20 protein-coding genes and 1 pseudogene are annotated in these 19158 nt (G+C 71.4%); 12 read left to right on the top strand and 9 right to left on the bottom strand.

The window, feature by feature from the left end; translation table 11 throughout:
• Positions 1-16 precede the first annotated feature (16 nt).
• The 7 genes and pseudogenes from ASC99_RS41975 to ASC99_RS24645 all read left to right on the top strand — a co-directional run bounded on the left by ASC99_RS41975 (position 17) and on the right by ASC99_RS24645 (position 5256).
• Positions 17-823, top strand: a complete 807-nt coding sequence (locus tag ASC99_RS41975) for a LuxR C-terminal-related transcriptional regulator (protein ID WP_304440752.1) — start codon at positions 17-19, stop codon at positions 821-823.
• 111 nt (positions 824-934) lie between these two features.
• Positions 935-1827: pseudogene (locus ASC99_RS24665) on the top strand (helix-turn-helix domain-containing protein).
• Between the two features lie 307 nt (positions 1828-2134).
• On the top strand, positions 2135-2734 hold the full coding sequence (locus ASC99_RS24660) for a flavodoxin family protein (protein ID WP_057235796.1): 600 nt from the start codon (positions 2135-2137) through the stop codon (positions 2732-2734).
• A 40-nt stretch (positions 2735-2774) separates the two neighbouring features.
• Positions 2775-3167 (top strand): nuclear transport factor 2 family protein, encoded by a 393-nt coding sequence (locus ASC99_RS24655; protein WP_057235793.1) that lies wholly within the window; start codon positions 2775-2777, stop codon positions 3165-3167.
• Positions 3168-3208: 41 nt separating this feature from the next.
• A complete protein-coding gene (locus ASC99_RS37670; protein ID WP_200948404.1) occupies positions 3209-3346 on the top strand; it encodes a hypothetical protein in 138 nt (45 codons plus the stop codon).
• On the top strand, positions 3343-4275 hold the full coding sequence (locus tag ASC99_RS24650; protein WP_057235790.1) for an NADP-dependent oxidoreductase: 933 nt from the start codon (positions 3343-3345) through the stop codon (positions 4273-4275). The genes ASC99_RS37670 and ASC99_RS24650 overlap by 4 nt, the downstream gene beginning before the upstream one ends.
• A gap of 111 nt (positions 4276-4386) precedes the next feature.
• The gene (locus ASC99_RS24645; protein ID WP_057235787.1) at positions 4387-5256 is read left to right on the top strand and encodes a helix-turn-helix domain-containing protein; all 870 of its coding nucleotides are present in this window, start codon (positions 4387-4389) and stop codon (positions 5254-5256) included.
• A 6-nt stretch (positions 5257-5262) separates the two neighbouring features.
• Here the strand turns inward: ASC99_RS24645 and ASC99_RS38870 are convergent, their stop codons facing one another.
• Genes ASC99_RS38870 through ASC99_RS24635 form a run of 3 tightly spaced genes read right to left on the bottom strand, consistent with a single transcriptional unit; the run spans position 5263 to position 7113 of the window.
• Entirely contained in the window at positions 5263-5424 is a 162-nt protein-coding gene (locus ASC99_RS38870) for a hypothetical protein (RefSeq protein WP_157531720.1), read from the bottom strand.
• Positions 5421-6575 carry a hypothetical protein gene (locus tag ASC99_RS24640; RefSeq protein WP_157531719.1) on the bottom strand — a complete coding sequence of 385 codons (1155 nt, stop codon included), beginning with the start codon at positions 6573-6575 and terminating at the stop codon, positions 5421-5423. Before ASC99_RS24640 ends, ASC99_RS38870 begins: the two co-directional genes overlap by 4 nt.
• Positions 6562-7113 carry a hypothetical protein gene (locus ASC99_RS24635; protein WP_057235781.1) on the bottom strand — a complete coding sequence of 184 codons (552 nt, stop codon included), beginning with the start codon at positions 7111-7113 and terminating at the stop codon, positions 6562-6564. Before ASC99_RS24635 ends, ASC99_RS24640 begins: the two co-directional genes overlap by 14 nt.
• Before the next feature lie 1264 nt (positions 7114-8377).
• Between ASC99_RS24635 and ASC99_RS24630 the strand changes: the two genes are divergently transcribed.
• From ASC99_RS24630 to ASC99_RS24620, 3 genes are all read left to right on the top strand, one after another.
• On the top strand, positions 8378-9175 hold the full coding sequence (locus ASC99_RS24630) for a hypothetical protein (RefSeq protein ID WP_057235816.1): 798 nt from the start codon (positions 8378-8380) through the stop codon (positions 9173-9175).
• A gap of 117 nt (positions 9176-9292) precedes the next feature.
• Positions 9293-9694 carry a YciI family protein gene (locus ASC99_RS24625; protein ID WP_057235813.1) on the top strand — a complete coding sequence of 134 codons (402 nt, stop codon included), beginning with the start codon at positions 9293-9295 and terminating at the stop codon, positions 9692-9694.
• A gap of 4 nt (positions 9695-9698) precedes the next feature.
• On the top strand, positions 9699-10946 hold the full coding sequence (locus ASC99_RS24620) for an RNA polymerase sigma factor (RefSeq protein WP_057235779.1): 1248 nt from the start codon (positions 9699-9701) through the stop codon (positions 10944-10946).
• On the opposite strand, the gene ASC99_RS24615 is transcribed toward ASC99_RS24620, so the two are convergent.
• Positions 10936-11871: a LysR family transcriptional regulator gene (locus ASC99_RS24615; protein WP_057235776.1), complete on the bottom strand. Its 936-nt coding sequence runs from the start codon at positions 11869-11871 to the stop codon at positions 10936-10938. The genes ASC99_RS24620 and ASC99_RS24615 overlap by 11 nt on opposite strands.
• A gap of 91 nt (positions 11872-11962) precedes the next feature.
• Between ASC99_RS24615 and ASC99_RS24610 the strand changes: the two genes are divergently transcribed.
• Both ASC99_RS24610 and ASC99_RS24605 read left to right on the top strand, forming a co-directional pair.
• On the top strand, positions 11963-13378 hold the full coding sequence (locus ASC99_RS24610; protein ID WP_063857173.1) for an MFS transporter: 1416 nt from the start codon (positions 11963-11965) through the stop codon (positions 13376-13378).
• 77 nt (positions 13379-13455) lie between these two features.
• Positions 13456-14235: an isoprenyl transferase gene (locus tag ASC99_RS24605; protein WP_369825160.1), complete on the top strand. Its 780-nt coding sequence runs from the start codon at positions 13456-13458 to the stop codon at positions 14233-14235.
• A 4-nt stretch (positions 14236-14239) separates the two neighbouring features.
• Here the strand turns inward: ASC99_RS24605 and ASC99_RS24600 are convergent, their stop codons facing one another.
• From ASC99_RS24600 to ASC99_RS24580, 5 genes are all read right to left on the bottom strand, one after another.
• Positions 14240-15376 carry a N(5)-(carboxyethyl)ornithine synthase gene (locus tag ASC99_RS24600; protein WP_057235767.1) on the bottom strand — a complete coding sequence of 379 codons (1137 nt, stop codon included), beginning with the start codon at positions 15374-15376 and terminating at the stop codon, positions 14240-14242.
• Positions 15377-15523: 147 nt separating this feature from the next.
• The gene (locus ASC99_RS24595; RefSeq protein WP_057235763.1) at positions 15524-17134 is read right to left on the bottom strand and encodes a DEAD/DEAH box helicase; all 1611 of its coding nucleotides are present in this window, start codon (positions 17132-17134) and stop codon (positions 15524-15526) included.
• A gap of 277 nt (positions 17135-17411) precedes the next feature.
• On the bottom strand, positions 17412-17615 hold the full coding sequence (locus ASC99_RS24590) for a cold-shock protein (RefSeq protein ID WP_030918248.1): 204 nt from the start codon (positions 17613-17615) through the stop codon (positions 17412-17414).
• 247 nt (positions 17616-17862) lie between these two features.
• Entirely contained in the window at positions 17863-18528 is a 666-nt protein-coding gene (locus ASC99_RS24585; RefSeq protein WP_057235760.1) for an NUDIX domain-containing protein, read from the bottom strand.
• Complete coding sequence (locus ASC99_RS24580) at positions 18525-18902, bottom strand: hypothetical protein (protein WP_057235757.1); 378 nt, start codon at positions 18900-18902, stop codon at positions 18525-18527. Before ASC99_RS24580 ends, ASC99_RS24585 begins: the two co-directional genes overlap by 4 nt.
• Between the last annotated feature and the right edge of the window lie 256 nt (positions 18903-19158).

The raw sequence follows: 19158 nt of genomic DNA, 5'->3' as shown, positions 1-19158 counted from the left end.
AGCCGATCTTGAACTCGTGCAACGCACTGTAGTCTGCGGGCCGTTCTTGCCCGGGCAGACCCCAGGCCCAGTCATCTCAGATCTCAAACGCGGTCTGAGCGACGAGGATGCCCGGACCCGCGCCGTCGACCTCGCCGTCACTGCGCTGGTCGAGCTGCGTTCTCGGGCCGAACTGGACCACGTGATGGCGGAGGAGCGGGTCGGCGACGCGTTCGACCGGCTTGCCGAGTCGCTGAGCCGCGTCCTGCGCGCCCGCGGCGTGCTGCTGGAACTGGGCACGCCCGGCGCGGAAGAAGGCGCGGACCGGGTGCTGCCCGCCGATGTCGCCGCCACGGCCCGCGCGGTGGTCCGGGCCGTCGTGCACGCGATGCTGGACGACCAGCGGCAGGTGCGGCGGATCCACGTCGGCTGGAAGGTCGGCGCGGCCGAACTGCGCGCCACCGTGCGGGACGACGGCCCCGGCGCGCTGTCCCGCGGCGCCCTCGACGCGCGCCGGGTCGGGGAACGGCTGGGCCCGCTGGGCGGGCGGCTGGAGGTGGACGCGATGCCGGGCTGGGGTACGACGGTGACCGTCGAGGTCCCGCTCGGACCGCCGGACACGCCCCGCGAGGATCCGCTGACCGTGCTGGGCGCGCGGGAGCTGGAGGTGCTGGGTCAGCTGGCCCGCGGCCGGCGCAACCGGGACATCGCCCGCGAACTGCACATCAGCGAGTCCACGGTGAAGTTCCACGTGGCGAAGATCCTGGAGAAGCTGGGCGTCGGTTCACGCGGCGAGGCGGCCGCACTGGCCCACGAGTGGGGTGCGGCCGCCTCACGCGCCTAGCCGCTGAGGGATCGATGAGTGCTTCCAGAGCGCGAAGAACGAATGCGGCCTCCTTCCACGGAGGAAACTCTCCCCCTCACACCGGCGTCCGCCGATGCCATGCTGGAATGCATGGCCCGAAACCCGAACCGCAGCGAACTGGGGGAATTCCTCAGGACACGACGTGCCGAACTGGGCCCCGGCGAGGTGGGATTGCCCGAGAACCCGCAGCCCAGGCGGGTGCCCGGCCTGCGCCGCGAGGAGGTCGCCGCCCTCGCGGCCATCAGCGCCGCCTACTGGCCATCAGCGCCGCCTACTACGCCCGCCTCGAACAGGGGCGCGTCCAGCCCCCCGGCCCGGTCCTCGGCGCACTCGCACACGCCCTGCGACTGAACGAGGGCCAGCGCGCCCACCTCTTCGACCTCGCTGGGACAGACGTGCTCCAACGCCCCTACCGGCGTGCCCGCCAGAAGGTCCAGCCCCAGCTGCAGCACCTGCTGGAGGACCTGACCGCGACCCCCGCGCTCGTACTGGGCCGCCGCACCGACATCCTCGCGTGGAACCCGCTGGCCGCCGCCCTGGTCACCGACTTCGGGCAGATCCCCGAGAAGCACCGCACCTACATCCGGCTGCTGTTCACCGACCCCGCGGTGCGAAAGCTCTACCCCGGTTGGGAGAGCATCGCCCGTACGGCCGTGGCTCAGCTGCGGATGGAAGCCGCGCGCACGCCGGGCGACCCTCGAATGAACACGCTGGTCGGCGAACTGTCCACCCTGGACGAGCACTTCCGCACCTGGTGGGCCGCCCATGCTGTCGCCCGCCTGGGCATCAGAACCAAGCACCTGAACCACCCGGTGGTCGGCCGGCTGACGCTCCACGGGGACACCCTCACCTGCGCCGCCGACCCCGAGCAGCGTCTCGTCGTCTGGACCGCCGAACCCGGCAGCCCCTCCGACGACAGCCTGCGCCTGCTCGCATCCTGGTCAGCCACCGCCGGGCTCACCTCCTCCGGCACCGCAGCCTGACGGTCCGCGGAAATTACCCCTGCGGGCGCTCAGGCGAGCGACGCCAGGGAGGTCTCTTCTCATCGCCGTGGCGACTGGTACATCATGTCCCCGCGCCGCACGCCACGGAATTCCATCACGAAGACGGGGGGCATCCAAGAGATCGCGCGGTTCGAGTGACCTTCTTCCGCCACCAGAGCTAATCGGCTTGCTCCGAAAGGCGGGACGAAATCATCCGGGGAGGAATCTCTCCCTGTTTTGCCGGGACCGGCCGTTGCATTGTTGTGGACGTACCCCGATCACCTCCCTTTCGAGGAGCGCCACCGATATGTCTTCTCCGGTCCAGCCCCGCGTCGCCATAGCGTTCCACTCCGGCTACGGCCACACCGCCGTCCTCGCCGAGGCGGTCGCCCGGGGCGCTGCCTCGGCCGGTGCCGACGTCGTGTCCGTCCCGGTCGACGCCATCACGGACGAGCAGTGGGCCCAGCTGGACGCCGCCGACGCGATCATCTTCGGCTCGCCCACCTACATGGGCACCGCCTCGGCCGCGTTCCACACCTTCGCCCAGGCCAGCACCAAGCGCTGGTACACCCAGGACTGGGCCGGGAAGCTCGCCGCCGGGTTCACCAACTCCGGCGCGAAGGCCGGCGACAAGTCCTCCACCTTGGACTACTTCGTCACGATGGCCGCCCAGCACGCCATGCACTGGGTGAGCCTCGGTCTGCAGCCCGGCTGGGCGTCGACCACCGGCAGCGAGATGGACCTGAACCGACTCGGCTACTTCGCCGGTGCCGCGGCCCAGAGCCCGGTCGACGCCGGTGCCGAGGACGTGCACAAGTCCGACATCGCCACCGCCGAGCACCTCGGCGCCCGGGTCGCCCGCGAGGCCGCCGTCTTCGCCACGGGCCGCGCCGCCCTGGCCGCCTGAACCGAGACCCGAACAGACCGCATCCCAAGGAGAGACGATCATGTCCGACAACGCGAACATCACCCTGGTCCGCCGCCTGTACGACTCCGGCATGGCCCCCGAGGTCACCGCCGAGATCATCGCCCCGGACCTGGTCTGGGACATCACCCCCGGCTTCCCCAACGGCGGTATCTACCACGGCTGGGAGAGCGTCGGCCGGGACTTCTTCGGCCCGATCATGCCGAGCTACGAGAACTTCGGGGCCAACCCCGAGCAGTTCTTCGCCGACGACGAGGGCCACGTCTTCGTCCTGGGCCACTACCACGCGGAGACGAAGACCGGGAACGAGGCGGACGTCCGCTTCATCCACCTGTGGACCGTCCGCGACGGCAAGCTCGCCCGTATGCAGCAGGCCGCCGACAGCCACGTGCTGCAGCAGGCCCTCAACGGCTGACCCCACCTACCCCCCACCGATCCTTCAGGAGCACTACTCCCATGGCAAAGATCCTTTTCGTCATCACCGCCGCCACCCACTGGACCCTCGCCGACGGCTACCAGCAGCCGGCCGGGTTCTGGGCCGAGGAGGCGATGGGCCCGTACGCGGTCTTCAAGGAGGCCGGCTACGAGAGATGATGGCTGTAGGAGTGACCGACTTCGGCGGTCCGGAAGCGCTGCAACTCCTGGACCTCCCGATCCCCGAGGTGGGGCCGGGTGAGATCCGCGTCCGGGTAAGCGCCGCGACCGTGAACGCCATCGACTCGCTGATACGCCGCGGACTGGCCGTCGCACCGACCGCACAGCCGCCCCACGTTCCCGGGATGGACGCCGTAGGCGTCGTCGACCGGATCGGCGAGGGCGCCGACACCGACCTGCGGGTCGGCGACCGCGTGATCGCCATCGTCGTACCGTCCGGAACCCACGGCGCCTACGCGCAGTACGTCACGGTACCCGCCGCCTCCGTCGTCAGGGCCCCGGCCGGCACAACCGACGCGCAGGCCGCGTCCCTGCCGATGAACGGCCTCACCGCACGACTGGCACTGGACACCCTCGCCCTGGCACCGGGACATGCCATCGCCGTCACCGGCGCCGCCGGAGCGGTCGGCGGATACGCCGTCCAACTGGCCAAAGCCGACGGCCTGCACGTGGTGGCCGACGCCGGCCCGCACGACGAGACACTCGTCAAGGAGCTCGGCGCCGACATCATCCTTCCCCGCGGCCCCGAGTACGCGCAGCAGGTACGCGCACACCTGCCAGAAGGCGTCGACGGCCTTGTGGACGCCGCCTCCCTCGGCGAGATCACCACACCGGCGGTCCGGGACCGCGGTACGGTCGTCAGCCTGCGCGGCCTCGAAGCCATCCACGAGCGCGGAATCGTCACCAAGCCGATCGTCGTGTTCGGCTACGCCCAGGAGCGGGCCAAGCTGGACCGCTTGCGTCAGCAGACCGAAGACGGGCAGCTGGCGCTGCGCGTCGCCCAGGTCCTGCCGGCCGAGCAAGCTGAGCAAGCCCACCAACTCCTGGACGCCGGCGGCATCCGCGGGCGTCTGGTTCTCGAGTTCTGAAGCCGACGACACCCCGGATTCACCGGCTCCCCGCGTCGCCCTGATCGCACATGCATCCAGGGACAAAACTCTCTCCCTGACATCACCGATACCGGGTGCAAGGATGTTGGCATGAAGCGCGATCCCCACCGCAACGACCTGGGGGAATTCCTCAAGGCGCGCCGCGCCGAGCTGACTCCGGCCGACGTCGGCCTGCCCGACGGCGGCCCGCGGCGAGTCGCGGGCCTGCGCCGCGAGGAGGTCGCCGTGCTGGCCGCCATCAGCACGGACTACTACTCCCGCCTCGAGCAGGGCCGCATGCCCGCCTCGCCGGCCGTCCTGGCATCCCTGGCCCAGGTGCTGCGCCTGGACAACGACCAACGCGCCTACCTCTACGAACTCGCCGCCAAGGACGACTACCGCCCACCCCGCCCCGCGCCGCGCCCCAGAGTCCAGGCGCAGCTGCAACGCATGCTGGACGACATGGCACACACCCCGGCGTTCGTGATCGGGCCACGCACCGAGGTCGTCGCCTGGAACGCCATGGGCGCCGCGCTGATCACCGACTTCGCCAGGATCCCCGAGCAGCAGCGGTACTACATAAGGCTGCTCATCACGGACCCGGCCATGCGCGAGCTGTACGCGGACTGGGAGGGGGTCACCCGGCTGGCCATCGCCCAGATGCGGATGCACAACGCGAACAATCCGGGCGACGCGAAGCTGGCCGAACTCGTCGGCGAACTATCCGTCCAGGATGCCCAGTTCCGGCAGTGGTGGGCCGCCCACCACGTCGCCACCCGGGGCACCGGAACCAAGCACCTGCGCCACCCGGCCGTCGGGGACCTGTATCTGGACTGGAACGCGGTGACCTGGGCCGCCGATCCCGACCTGCAGATCATCGTCTGGACCGCGGAGCCGGCCACCCCGACACACGACGGCCTGCGCCTGCTGGCCACGTGGGCCGCTGACCCCGCGCACGCGGTCAGCGGCAGCCCGAGCTGACATCAGTCATCTCGTGGGAGCGAACACGGCCTGGTGCGGCGCGGGTTGCGGCGAGTCGGTGTCCGGCCGGAGTCCGCGTTCGAGGCGGAGGTGGTGGCTGGTGGCGTTCTGGGAGAGGGCGAAGGTCAGGACGTAGACCTTCTGGAGGTCGAGGCCGTAGGAGATCATGCGCCGGTTCCACAGGCTGGAGTCGAACTGCTGATGCAGGGACTCGGTGTCACTGCGCCAGGGGTAGGCGAGTTGGTGGGCGAGGGTCTTCTGCGGGATCTGCTGGAGGTGTTCGGCACGATGGAACCCGCGTTCGGTGTCGCTTTTGATCCGCTTCCCGGCGGCGTCGGTGGCCGAGCGGTCGTCGGGGGTGGTGGTGATGCCGACCTGGACGCGGTACTCGTGGTCGCCTTTGCCGCTGGGGATGCGCAGCAGGTGGTACCAGCGGCATTTGGTGCGTCCGAGGCGGGTTCGAGCCGGAGGACGGGCAGGGGGATGAGGTCGCTGGTGCCCGGCAGGGCGGAGTGCAGGTCGGCGAAGGACCGCACGGCGATGGCGGCCTCGTCTTCCGCGTCGCCGCCAGCGACATGGGTGAAGCCGAGGATGACGCGCCGCCAGTAGCCGATGTCCCGCCCGCTGGAGAAGAACCACTTGGTGCCGCGGGCCGGTGTGGCTGTGACTTCGCCGTTCTCGTAGTAAATGCGGGCCGCCGGGTCGACCCGGCGGTGGCGCAGCTCGCCGGTGCGCTGGTCGACAGTGATCGCCTGCTCGGCCTTGGACGGGGCTTTGGCGACGGTGGCGTCACCGGCCAGGGGCTGGTTGCGGGCGGGGCGGGTCCAGTTGCGGGGTCCGTCGGGCGGGAAGAGCCCTTGGGCGAGGGCCTGGCGGATCGCGTACCGCTCGAAGGTGCCATGGAGGGCCTCGGTGTTGGGGGCCAGGAGGTTCTCTTCGGCGTACAGGAACTGGAAGCGGCTGGGTGGGTTGTCGGGCAGGCGGGCGGCTGCGGTGCGGCCGTCCATGCGGCGCACCCTTGCGCGCAGGTGTCGCCACTGGGCCTCGGTGCTGATGCTGTGGACAGCCTTGCGCTTGGAGCGCAGGACGGGCATGAGGGTGGCGAGCAGCAGGTGGGCCAGCGACGGGTGCTCGCGGCGGCGTCCCGCGTGGCTGGGGCCGGGGAGGAGTTCGGCCATCTCGTAGAGCAGGGGGTAGTGGAGGCAGTCGTCGATGCGCTGCTGCTCGCCTCTCTGGTCGGTGTCGGTGAGCTGCCGCTTGCGCTTGGGCCGCTCGGGCGCGGGGAACGGGTCGCCGAACACGTCGTCAGGCACCTTCACCGTCCCGCTCATTGGGGTCCTCGTGCCAGGTGTGGCCGATGACGGCGGCGGCCCGGTCCAGGGAGCGCAGGCCGAGGCGGCGAGCGGCGTCCTCGATCCGTCCTCCGGTCTCGAAGGCCTCGATGCCGGCCCAGGCGGTGACGGAGGAGGGTTTCACGTCCGGCTCTCCGGCCAGGCCGATGCGGCGCAGCAGGTCGGTGAGGGCTACGCAGACGCGGGCCTGGAGTGCGGCGTCGGAGGCGTGCTTGTCGGAGACGGCCAGGCGGGCGGACGGGGCGGTGGAGGAGCTGAGTTGGCGGGCCGTCACGAATGCGGCTCGCTGGGTGAGGGCCGCGAGGGCCCAGTGGTCGAGGGGGCACCAGCGGGAGTCGGTCTTGGTCGAGCCGTGTATCCACACCCGTCGGCCGGCCAGGTCGAGGTCCTTGACCTGACTGTGGCCGATCTCGCCGCTGTGGCCGCCGGCGAGGGCGAGGGCTGCGGCGGCCGCGTGGCGGCTGGGGCGGTCGACGAAGGAGGCGTGGTGGCGAAGCTCGGACACCTCTCCGCGGCAGAACTCCGAACCCGCATCTGGTCAACTGCCGCTGCCTCCCGGAAGGTGGCGCCTGGCGTGAATCGAGGACGGGCATGGAACCGGCAGCACTGACGATCGACGACCGGCTCACACACGTCATCACCCGGCTCGACGTCCTGCGCACCTTGGATCCACCGCAGCCGGGCAAGTCCTCGGTCGTCGGGGCGGACGGCAAGCGGGGCGACGATCACGAGGTCTTCGGCGCGAACGTACACGGCTATCGCAGCCGGCCGCTGACCATCGAGCAGGTGCGCCTGCTGGAGGCAGCCATGGGGCGTGCACATCGACACCAACCCCCGTGGCGAGTGGTTCGTCGGCCCCGGTTTCCTCGACTTCTACGAGGAGTGGCTGGACACGAGCACCACCATGCTCAACCCCCCTGAGGCGTGACAGGCCCCCGTACGCTGGGGCGGTGCTGCTCCCCACCGTCCCGCGCCTCCGCCTGCGGCCCGCCGAACGACCGGCCATCGACACGCCGTTCGGCCCGCTCACCTTCGCCACGGCCATCGGAGACACCGGCCTTCCCTCGCTGCCCGATGAGCTCTTCGAGCTGCCGGGCGGCCGCACAGTCGCCCGCTGGGTCCGCCCCACGGCCCGCGTCGAGCTGCTGCTGACCCCGTACGATGCCGAGCTCGACCCCGAGACCTGGGGGCCGCTGACCGACTGTCAGGCCGCGGTCTGGCGGATCGACGCCCTTGCGTCGCTCGGGCCGGTGCGGTTCTCGGCCGGGTTGCCGGGGCGGCTGCCGGAGAATGCCGAAGCGGGGTGGGACGGAGGGCAGGCGTTGGCCGCGATCACAGTGGAGGACGACCGGACCAGGCTCACCGTCGGCGGTCATGACGAGGAGGCGATCTGCGGGGCGGCCGACGCGGGTGAGGTACCCCGGCGGTGGGCGACGCTGATCGACGAGGTGTACGACCGTTCGTTCAGCACGTGGGGCGTGGACTTCGGCCACCACCACGGCTTGTCCTGGACACTGCCACCGCTGGCGGCCGGCGACCACTGCGAACTCCCGGTGGTGGCCGCCTGGGCCCCGGTCGCGGACGAGAGCGCGAACACCTGGTACGCCGTCATGGCATCGCCGACGGTGCTGCTCCTTCATCCGCCCACCATTTGCCGGTCGGTCTTAGGTCGCAGCCGATCCGACAGAACGGGCCGGTGCTCCGGACGCGGGCTGATCACGGCGCCCGCACGGCCCAGCGCCATCAGCCCCCGTGAAACACTGCCGCCCATGTCTCTCGCCGATCTCAGCCTCGCCCAGTGGCGGTCCTTCGACCTGCCGACCGCACGTACCGTCGCCGAAGAAGCGGCCCAGCGGGTCGGCGGGCAGCTCACCGCCGTCGAGACCGTCGAGCACCTCGGCGGCCCGCTGCACCGGGTCAGGATCGAGCGGCACGGACAGGAGTTCGCTCTGATACCCGGCGGCGCGCTGACCCTGGGGTTCGACCTGGACGCCTGGCAGCCCACCCCGGAGCAGGCCGCCGACTACACCGAGAGCGTGGAGCACGGCTTCGGCTGCGGTCCCGACCTGCGGGCGTACCTCAGGGAGGTGCTCAGCCCCCGCCGGAGCGTCACCCTGGCCACGCTGCTGATGGCGGTTCAGGACGAGGAACTGACCGAGGCTCCCGGCGACATGCCGGCTGTGCTGGCGGCGCGCGGCCTGCGGCTGCCGAGTGCCGACGAGTGGGAGCACGCCTGCGGAGCCGGGGCGGACACTCTCTTCCGCTGGGGCAACGACTGCCCCCTCGACCGCGCCCCCTACGGCGAGGACTCGGGGCCGCGCCATCAGGCGAACGCGTTCGGCCTGCGGATCGCCTACGACACCTACCGCACCGAACTCACCAGCGACGTCACCTCGGTGCACGGCGGTGACGGCGGCGAGTCGGTCTGCGGCGGCTACGGCGCCCTGCTGGCCTGGCTGCCGCTGGCCACCGCCAACCGCAACCCCTCCATGGCCGAGTTCGTTTACGATTCGGACGGCTCGGACCCCTACGAGGACTTCTCCACCCGGCCCGTCCTGGCGCTGTGAGACCCGCAGAAAACTTTTCTGCGAAATCATCGCCGCCGATGTCGAAATCCCGGCGCGTGCCTCTACCTCTCAGTGCAGGCACCCGCCGAGGGTGCCGCAGACACCGAGGAGCAGGTCATGAAGTACATGCTGTTGATGCAGTTCAGCACCGCGACCGCCGACTTCCCGACGATCGACACCTGGACGCCGGAGGAGGTCCGGGCCCACATCGGCTTCATGGGCGAGGCCAACCGCAAGCTGGCTGCCGACGGCGAGTTCGTCGACGCCCAGGGGCTGGCGATGCCCGACGCCGCGAAGATCGTCCGCGCCGGGGCCAACGGTGCGCCGGTGGTCACCGAGGGCCCGTTCGCGGAGACCAAGGAGTGGGTGGCGGGCTGGTGGATCGTCGACTGCGAGAGCCCCGAGCGCGCGGTCGAGATCGCCGCCCGGGTGTCGGCCGCGCCCGGCCCCGGCGGGCGGCCGCTGAACATGCCGATCGAGGTGCGCCAGGTGATGTCGGTGCCGACCGAGGAAATGTAGACCGTTGACCGGACTCGACCCGGCCGCCGAGGACCTGCTGCGCGAACTGGCGCCGCAGGTCGTCGGCGTGCTCACCCGCAGGTTCGGCGACTTCACCGCGGCCGAGGACGCCGTCCAGGAGGCGCTGCTCGCAGCGGCCCTCCAGTGGCCGGCCGAGGGCCTGCCCGCCAACCCTCGCGGCTGGCTGATCCAGGTCGCCCAGCGGCGGATGACCGAGGAGGTACGAAGTGAGCAGGCCCGGCGCCGCCGGGAGGACCGGGTCGCCGGGCAGGTACCCGCCGACCAGTGGTCGGTACCGCCCGCCGACGCCGAGGATGCCGGCGGCCGGGACGACACCCTGCTCCTGCTGTTCCTCTGCTGCCACCCCGCCCTGTCGCCCGCCTCCGCGATCGCCCTCACGCTGCGTTCGGTCGGCGGCCTGACCACCGGTCAGATCGCGGACGCCTTCCTGGTCCCCGAGGCGACCATGGGACAGCGGATCAGCCGGGCCAAACAGCGGATCAGGAGCTCGAAGGTCCCGTTCCGGCTGCCGGAGCCCGAGGACTGGCCGGACCGGCTCGGTTCGGTGCTGCACGTGCTCTACCTGATCTTCAACGAGGGCTACGCCACCAGCGCAGGTCCCGACCTCCAGCGCGTCGAACTCTCCCGCGAGGCCATCCGGTTGACCCGCGCCCTGCACACCCTGCTGCCGGAGCATGGCGAGGTCACCGGCCTGCTCGCACTGATGCTGCTCAACCACGCCCGCAGCCGGGCCCGCACCAGCAGCGCGGGCGAACTGATCCCACTCGCCGACCAGGACCGCAGCCGGTGGGACGCCGAGGCGATCGCCGAGGGCGTCGCGCTGATCACCGCCGCACTCCCCCGCGGCCCGGTCGGCCCGTACCAGGTGCAGGCGGCCATCGCCGCCGTCCATGACGAGGCCGCGACCGCCGAGAAGACCGACTGGCCGCAGATCCTGGCGCTGTACGGGGTGTTGGAGCGGCTGGCCCCCACCCCCGTGGTCGCGCTCAACCGGGTCGTCGCCACCGCCATGGTGCACGGCCCGGCCGTCGGCCTGGCCGAGCTGGACGCGCTGGAGTCCGCCGGGCGGCTGACCGGCGGTCACCGGCCCGCCGTGGTGCGCGGATACCTACTGGAGCTGTCCGGGGACGCGGCCGGCGCCGCCGAGCAGTACCGCGCCGCCGCCCGGCACACCGCCAGTCTCCCGGAGCGCCACCACCTGACGATACGGGCGGCCCGCCTCACCCGGTGACACCGAGGCGGGAACGGGAGTGCCCGGTCATCAACTCCCGGATCCGCTCACGCAACCAGGCGTGCGCGGGGTCGGCGTCGTGCCGGGGGTGCCAGGCGAGGCCGAACGGCAGCGGGGGCAGCGCCAACGGGATCTCGAACATGGTCAGACCCAGCGCGTCGGTCAGTCCGCGCGCGCGACTGGTGGCCAGGCCCACCAGGTCACTGTCGAGCACCATGAACAGCGCGGCGGGGAAGGTCGGAGAACTCCCCAACACCCGGCGGGCCAGGCCGAGTTCGGCCAGCGCGGTGTCGATCGGACCGTGCAGCAGACCGCGCCGGGAGACACTCAGCTGCGGGGCGGCGGCGAACCGCTCCGGCGTGACCGGACCGCCGGTCAGCAACGGGTGACCGGCCCGCACCACCCCGAGCATCCGGTCCTCGAAGAGCTGCTCGACCCGCACCTCGGGCGCGGTGCTGTCGATCACCCCGACCTCCAGGTCGGCGCCGCCCTCGCGCAGCGTCGGCGCGTCCAGGTGGCTCTCGGCCAGGAACCTCAGCCGCACCCCCGGCGCCTCGGCTGCCGCCCTGGCCAGCAGCGGTGCACCGTACGAGGCGGCGAACGCGTCGTGGGCGAGCACGGTGAAGGTACGGGTGAGCGTGCCGAGGTCCACCTGCCCGGTGGGGGTGAACAGCGCCTGGGCCCGCTCCACCACCGCCCGCACCTCCGCCCGCAGCGACAGCGCGTGCGGCGTCGGCACCATGGCGCGTCCGGCCCGGACCAGCACCGGATCGCCGAGCGCCTTGCGGATCCGGCCCAGGGTGCGGCTCATCGCGGGCTCCGAGAGGTGCATCCGGCGGGCCGCTCCGGAGACGCTGCCCTCCTCCAGCAGCAGGTCGAGGGCGATCAGCAGGTTGAGGTCCAGACCGGATTGCGCCACACGCATTCATCCCTTGTGAAACATGCACTGGAAGACAGGAGCCGGGCGCCCTACGGTGACAGACATCCCGTCATCCACGCCAGCTCCAGGGGGAGCCTTGTCCACGCCTACCCTTACGCCCGTCCCGGTGCCCGCCGCCACCCCACCCGGCCGCCTGGTGGTGCTCGCCGTCTGCGCCTGCGTGCTGACCGCCCAGAGCATGGTCGCCGCGATCAACCTGATGATCCCGCAACTCACCAACTCCGGCCTCGACTTGACTGCTAGCCAGCTGGTCTGGGCGGTCGACGCCTACGTGATCGTGTTCGCCGGCCTGCTGATCCCCGCCGGGGCGCTCGGCGACCGCAACGGACGTCGGCGCGCACTGCTGGCCGGGCTCGGCCTGTTCGCACTCGGCGCGGCGGTCAGCGCCCTGGCCACCGGCCCGGCCCTGCTGATCGCCGGACGCGCCGTCTCCGGCGCCGGAGCAGCGCTGATCATGCCCGCCACCATGTCGATCCTGGTCCAGCTGGCCGGCCCCGAAGGCCGGGCCCGCGCGCTGGCCTCCTGGACGCTCGCCCTCGGCCTCGGCGGTCTCGCGGGCAACGTCGGCGGCGGGCTGATCGCCCAGTTCCTGCCCTGGCAGGCGCTGTTCTGGTCGATGCTCCCACTGGCCGCCCTGCTCGCCGCCACCGTCGCCCGCACCGTACCCGACTCGCCCCGGCACCCCGCCGCCACCGACGGCCTCGGCTCGCTGCTGCTGATCGGCGGGCTGGCCGCCCTGCTCTTCGGCATCATCGAGGGCCCCTCCCAGGGCTGGGCCTCCACCCGGGTGCTGACCGGCTTTGCAGCCGGGGCGCTGCTGCTCGCGCTCTTCACCGGCCATGCACTCCGGGCCGCCCACCCGCTCGTCGACCCCCGGGTGTTCCGCAACCGACGGCTACGGGCCGCCGCACTCGGCTCGGCCGCCGGCTTCTTCGGCCTGTTCGCGCTGTTCTACGTCAACTCCCAGTACCTGCAGTACGTCAAGGGCTTCTCGGCCGCCCTGACCGGACTGGCCATCGTGCCGCTCACGGTCGGCATGGCACTGGCCCCCAAGGTCGCCGTCCGGATCCAGGCCCGCTACGGCCCGCGCCCGCTGATCGGCGGCGGACTGCTGCTGATCGGGCTCGGCCTGCTCTGCGTCTCGACCGCCGACGCGGGCACGCCCTACCCGCTGTACGCCGGGTACCTGCTGGTGCTCTCCTGCGGCATGGGGCTCTCCGCGCCCGCGCTCGCCTTCGGCGTGGTCTCCGAACTCCCGCCCGGCCAGGCCGGATTGGGCGCCGGACTGAACACCGCCGCCCGCGAGGTCGGCGCTGCGCTCGGCGTCGCGGCGGTCGGCACCGTGCTGGCCGCCCACTCCGGCGGGCACCCCACCGGGGCGGGCGAGTTCGTCCCGGCCATGTCGCTCGGCCTCCGGCTGGTCGCCCTCCTGGTCCTGGCCGCCGCCGCAACGGCCACCCTCGGTTACCGACCCGACAAGTGCCGGACCTGACAGGGGCATTGACGCTCAGGCTGATACGGTCATCGTCCAACTGATCCGGATTTGTTCCTGGAGGGGCGATGGCACTTCTGCCCGCATGGATGCGCAACGCCGCGATGCCGATCTACGAGCAGCGCGTCATGAAGGGCCTGGCCGGCCTGCCCCGGCCCCGGCACGTCGGGATCATGCTCGACGGCAACCGCCGCTGGGCCCGCCAGAACGGCCACACGGACGTCGCCGAGGGCTACCGGGTCGGCGGGGTCAGGGCCGAGGAGTTCCTGACCTGGTGCGCGGAGGCCGAGATCGGCCACGTCAGCCTGTTCATGCTCTCGGACGACAACGTGTCCGGCCGGCCCGAGCACGAACTCGTCCCGCTGCTGCGCATCATCGAGGACACCGTCACCGGCCTGGCCGCCCCCGGAAAGCCGTGGCGCGTCAACGTGATCGGCTCCCTCGACCTACTGCCCGGCGAACACGCCGCCGCCCTGAAGGAGGCCGCCGCCTCGACCGTCGGCCGGACGGGCCTGCAGGTGGACGTGGCGATCGGGTACGGCGGCCGCCGGGAGATCGTGGACGCGGTCCGCACCGCGTTCCGCCAGCACATCGACGCGGGCGGCGACCCGGCCGAGTTCGCCGACCGGATCGACATCGAGGACATCAGCGCGAACCTCTACTCGGCCGCCGGGGCCGACGCCACGGACCTGGTCATCCGCACCAGCGGCGAGCAGCGGATGTCCGGCTTCCTGCTCTGGCAGTCCGCGTACTCCGAGTTCCACTTCGTGGACGTGTACTGGCCCGCGTTCCGCCGGGTGGACTTCCTGCGGGCCCTGCGCTCCTACGCCGAACGCGACCGCCGTTACGGCAAGTAGGCACTCAGCGGTGCGGGTACTCCGCGGCGCGGTCCTGGAACGCGAGGATCGCCGGGTTCTGGACGACGCCGTCGCGGAGCTCGGTGGCGCGGCGGATCGTCTCGTTGGAGTCCCAGGCCGCGGCGCCGGTGAGGACGGCTCCCAGGAACGGCAGCAGCGCCTCGCTGTTCTCCCAGGTGGCCGAGTTCCACAGGTAGGACGGGCTGTGGTCGACGCCGTAGTAGCGGACGTTGTCGCCGATGACGAAGGTCGGCTCGGTGAAGGTGGTGGGGCGCGCCCAGCTGAAGCCCATGCCCTCGTCGCAGGAGACGTCGACCACCAGGGTGCCCGGCGCGAGCAGCGCGAGGTCCTCGTCGGCGAGGAAGACCAGCGGTGCCGCGGTGTCCTGGAGCACGCAGTTGACGATGATGTCGTGCTCGGCCAGGAAGTCCGCGAACGGGACCCGCCCGTCCTCGGTGATGGCGTGGATCGGACGCGGTGCGGCGTCCTCCCGGTCGAACTGGACGATCCGCGCCGAGTGGATGGGCGAGCTGACGGCGGTGACGCCCCGTTGGGTGAGGACGTCGACGTCGTGCACGCCGAGCGCGGCCAGCGCGGTGACCGCGCCCCGGGCGGTCGCGCCGAAGCCGATCACGGCCGCCCGCAGCCGGCGGCCGTAGTCACCGGTCGAGCCGTGGATCTGCAGCGCGTGCAGGACCGAGGAGTAGCCGGCCAGTTCGTTGTTCTTGTGGAAGACGTGCAGGTTGAACGAGCCGTCGTTGGTCCAGTGGTTCATCGCCTCGAAGGCGATCACCGTCAGCTTCCGGTCGATGGCCAGCTGGGTCAGCTCCCGGTCCTGCACGCAGTGCGGCCAGCCCCAGAGCACCTGACCCTCGCGCAGGTCGGCGAGATCCTCCGCCAGCGGCTTCGCGAGCAGGATGACATCGCACTCGGCGATCAGCTCCTCGCGCGACCGGAAGCCTCCGACCAGTGCCTTCAACGACTCGTCCGTGACGCCGAAACGGTCGCCGTAGCCGTGTTCCAGGAAGATGCCGCTGCGCAGCTCGGGGTCGATCCGCTCGAAGTGAGCGGGGTGGATGGGCCGCCGGAACTCGTTCTCCTTGCGGGACTTCGCCAGTACGCCGAGGCTGAGCTGCTTCATTCGGTTCCCTCTGGTGGTGACGATCCGGCAGCTCATCGCTGCTGGGGCCGGCCCGACCTCCCCACCGCACAGGGCGGAAGGTCGGGCCGACTCTGGAGAGGGCGTTGTGCGTTGGGCGTTCCGGCGGCGTCCCGGCGGCGTTCCTGACTACGCGGCGAGACCGACCCGCGAGCCCGAACGGGGCGAACGGCCGCCGGAGGAGCCGCTGCGACCGGCCGAACCAGCGGCGGAACCGCTGCGGCCACCCGTGCCGGTGCCGCCACCACGGCGGTCGCGGGACCGGCCACGGCCGCCGCCGGCCGAGGGGCTGCGGCGCGGCCGCTCCCGCACCGGGTCGGGCACCACGGCGGGCACGCCGGTGGGCACCCGGGCGCCGGTGATCCGGGCGAGCTCCTCGTCCGAGGAGTGCACCTTGACGGAGCCCGGGACGAGCGCGGCGGCGGTCATCATCCGGGCCATCTCACGGCGCTGGTTGGGCAGGACGAGCGTGACCACGGTGCCGGACTCCCCCGCGCGGGCGGTCCGGCCGCCACGGTGCAGGTAGTCCTTGTGGTCGCTCGGCGGGTCGATGTTGACCACCAGGTCCAGGCCGTCGACGTGGATGCCACGCGCGGCCACGTTGGTGGCGATCAGCGCGGTCACCTCGCCCGAGCGGAACTGCTCCAGGGTGCGGGTGCGCTGCGGCTGGGACTTGCCGCCGTGCAGCGCGGCAGCCCTGACACCGACCGACAGCAGGTCCAGCACCAGGCGGTCCGCGCCGTGCTTGGTGTCGGTGAACATGATGACCCCGCCGTCGCGGGAGGCGATCCGGGCGACCACGGCGTTCTTGTCGTGGCCCTGCACGTGCAGCAGGTGGTGCTCCATCGTGCTGACCGTGGCGGCCGTCGGGTCGACCGAGTGGACCACCGGGTCGCTGAGGAAGCGACGGACCAGCTTGTCGACGTTGCGGTCCAGCGTGGCGGAGAACAGCATCGTCTGGCCGCCCTCGGCGACCTGCGTCAGCAGTTCGGTGACCTGCGGCATGAAGCCCATGTCGGCCATCTGGTCGGCCTCGTCCAGGACGGTCACGGTGACGTCGTCGAGCAGGCAGTCACCGCGCTGGATCAGGTCCTTGAGCCGGCCCGGGGTGGCCACGACGATCTCGGCGCCACGGTGCACCGCCATCGCCTGACGGCCGATCGACATGCCGCCGACCACCGTCACCATCCGCAGGCGCACGGCCTGGGCGTACGGGGTGAGCGCCTCGGTGACCTGCTGCGCGAGCTCGCGGGTCGGCACCAGCACCAGGGCCAGCGGGCGACGCGGTTCGGCCCGCCGGCCGGCGGTGCGGGCGATCAGCGCGAGGCCGAACGCCAGGGTCTTGCCGGAGCCGGTACGACCGCGGCCCAGTACGTCCCGGCCGACCAGGGTGTTCGGCAGGGTGGCCGCCTGGATCGGGAACGGGGCGGTGACGCCCTGGCGGGTCAGCGTGGTCAGCAGCGCCTGCGGCATGTCCAGCTCGCCGAAGGACTCGACCGCAGGAAGCGCCGGCGTGGTGGTCACGGGCAGCGCGAACTCGCCCTGGGGGGCGGAGCGCTGACGGTTCGACGAGCCGGACGAGCGCTGCGGGCGCTCGCTGCGGAAGCCGGCGCCCGAACCGCCGGAGCTGGAACCGAAGCCGGAACCGAAGCTGGAGCCACGGCTCGAACCGCCGGAGCGGGAGCCTTGGGCGGAGCGGGAGTTGGCATTCTGGTACGAAGAACGGGTGGAACGGTTCATGCGGAAGACCTTCCTCGGAGCGGCGCGTCACGAGGCGGCCTCCGCGGCACAAGGCAGCGCGGAGAGCACACGAACGGGCCGGACACGGCGGTGAAGAACGCGGGGCGTGGACGGAGAAAACCGTGCTGCACGTCACCTGCGAGGGGCCTCATCGAGCCCCTCGGCCGAAACCTCGAACCGCGAACATCCGATTCCGGCGGAAATGCCGAGAGGCCCGCACCGTGCATGATGCGCGGTGCGGGCCTCTCCTGCGTGGCAGGTGCCTGCGCAGTTAAAACTAGAGCGGACGAATGTTCTCGGCCTGCGGGCCCTTCTGACCCTGCGTGACGTCGAACTCGACCTTCTGGCCCTCGAGCAGCTCACGGAAGCCGTTGGCGTTGATGTTCGAGTAGTGGGCGAACACGTCCGGGCCGCCACCCTCCTGCTCAATGAAGCCGAAGCCCTTTTCCGCGTTGAACCACTTCACAGTGCCATTAGCCATAAAAAAATCTCCTTCAAGAGGCTGACCAGCACCGCACTGTGCGGTGCCGCGTCGCCGCGAGGATTACCCATCCAGCCGGAGCCGGGAAACAAAAATGCGCCTGCGTTCAAACCAGCAGGCGCACACAAAAGTCATGGGAACCAAAACTGCAACTGACGTAACTCTAACAGAGCCCAGCACCCTCCGGGAACATTGCCGTCCGCGAATTCGCCGACGTGTCGGCCGTCACACTGGTAGCACAGGTGTCTCATCGGAATATCCGCTGAAACGGGCCGTCCAGCGCCGCCCACTGGAGCAGCATGACGGTCTTGGCATCGGCGATCGCACCGGTACGGACCAGGTCGAGAGCCTCGGTGAAGGGCAGTTCGAGCACCTCGATGTCCTCTCCCTCCTCGGCCACCCCGCCACCGGCCCCGGTCCGGGTGCCCGGGCTGTACGGGGCCGCGTAGAAGTGCAGGCGTTCGGTCACCGAACCGGGGCTCATATAGACGTCGAAGACGTGCTGCAGCGCACCGATGGTGTGCCCGGTCTCCTCGGCGGCCTCGCGGCGGATCGCGGTCTCGGGGTCGTCCTGGTCCAGCAGCCCGGCGGCCGTCTCGAGCAGCATGCCGTCCGGGTGCCCGTTGACGTAGGCGGGGTAGCGGAACTGCCGGGTGAGCAGCACGGTTCCTCGTTCGGTGTCGTAGAGCAGGACGGTGGCGCCGTTGCCCCGGTCGTACGTCTCGCGCTGCTCGGTGCTCCAGCGCCCGTCGCGGTGCCGGTAGTCGAAGGTGGTGGTGCGCAGCACGTACCAGTGGCAGGAGAGCAGGGTGACGTCGCGTACCCGCACCCGGGGGTTGCCGGTGAGGTCGTGGCCGACCCGGTCGAGGTGGGTGCGGCCGCGCCGGTCGGGTGTGTCGAGGCCGGCCGTCACCGGGCGGCCGGGATCTCGTCGAACCGGTGGAAGACCTGCTTGCCCTGGTCGGCGGCCTGAGCGGTCATCAGGTCGGCGCCCTGGGACGGGCCGCCGATCCGCCAGACCGCGTCGCAACGGGCCAGCAGGCGTTCGGCGACCGGGTGGAAGATCTCGTCGAAGGCCGGATCGCCGACCGTCGCGGAGCCGGCCGTCTCGATCAGCGGCAGCGCCAGCGCCTCGCCGGTGACGGGCAGGTGCCCGGCCCGGAAGAGAGTGAGGGCGGCCCGGTTCATCGCCTCGACGTTCGCGGCCAGCTTGGCCGGGTCGTCTCCGGTACCCGACCGGTACGGCCCGGCGACCAGGATCATCAGCAGGTGGGGGGTCTCGGACATCAGGGGGCCTTTCGTCGGTGGTCGTAGTGCGTGCTGTCAGGCAGGCCCAGGTGATGACGAGTCAGATCAGCCGGGTGTCGACCCCGGCGTCGCGCAGCGCGGCGAGGGTCTGCGGACCGCTGGGGTGGGTGTCCGGATCGGCTCCGGTGGCGTCGGTGACGAAGACGTCCACGGCGGACAGCGGGGCGACCCGGCTGAACGCCTGCACCCCGAGCTTGGTGGCGTCGGCGACCGCGACGGTCCTGGCAGCCCGGGG

It is taken from the genome of Kitasatospora sp. Root107, assembly GCF_001424875.1.
In the GTDB taxonomy this organism is placed as follows: Bacteria; Actinomycetota; Actinomycetes; order Streptomycetales; family Streptomycetaceae; genus Kitasatospora.
This window is presented reverse-complemented; position numbering and strand designations above follow the sequence as displayed.

Excerpts from the sequence above, each read along its gene's own strand:
- ASC99_RS24600 (WP_057235767.1), bottom strand. The coding sequence starts at position 15,376 with ATGAAGCAGCTCAGCCTCGGCGTACTGGCGAAGTCCCGCAAGGAGAAC.
- ASC99_RS24625 (WP_057235813.1), top strand. The coding sequence starts at position 9,293 with ATGAAGTACATGCTGTTGATGCAGTTCAGCACCGCGACCGCCGACTTC.
- ASC99_RS24580 (WP_057235757.1), bottom strand. The coding sequence starts at position 18,902 with ATGTCCGAGACCCCCCACCTGCTGATGATCCTGGTCGCCGGGCCGTAC.
- ASC99_RS24645 (WP_057235787.1), top strand. The coding sequence starts at position 4,387 with ATGAAGCGCGATCCCCACCGCAACGACCTGGGGGAATTCCTCAAGGCG.
- ASC99_RS38870 (WP_157531720.1), bottom strand. The coding sequence starts at position 5,424 with ATGATCTCCTACGGCCTCGACCTCCAGAAGGTCTACGTCCTGACCTTC.
- ASC99_RS24595 (WP_057235763.1), bottom strand. The coding sequence starts at position 17,134 with ATGAACCGTTCCACCCGTTCTTCGTACCAGAATGCCAACTCCCGCTCC.
- ASC99_RS24590 (WP_030918248.1), bottom strand. The coding sequence starts at position 17,615 with ATGGCTAATGGCACTGTGAAGTGGTTCAACGCGGAAAAGGGCTTCGGC.
- ASC99_RS24650 (WP_057235790.1), top strand. The coding sequence starts at position 3,343 with ATGATGGCTGTAGGAGTGACCGACTTCGGCGGTCCGGAAGCGCTGCAA.
- ASC99_RS24615 (WP_057235776.1), bottom strand. The coding sequence starts at position 11,871 with ATGCGTGTGGCGCAATCCGGTCTGGACCTCAACCTGCTGATCGCCCTC.
- ASC99_RS24630 (WP_057235816.1), top strand. The coding sequence starts at position 8,378 with ATGTCTCTCGCCGATCTCAGCCTCGCCCAGTGGCGGTCCTTCGACCTG.
- ASC99_RS37670 (WP_200948404.1), top strand. The coding sequence starts at position 3,209 with ATGGCAAAGATCCTTTTCGTCATCACCGCCGCCACCCACTGGACCCTC.
- ASC99_RS24660 (WP_057235796.1), top strand. The coding sequence starts at position 2,135 with ATGTCTTCTCCGGTCCAGCCCCGCGTCGCCATAGCGTTCCACTCCGGC.
- ASC99_RS24655 (WP_057235793.1), top strand. The coding sequence starts at position 2,775 with ATGTCCGACAACGCGAACATCACCCTGGTCCGCCGCCTGTACGACTCC.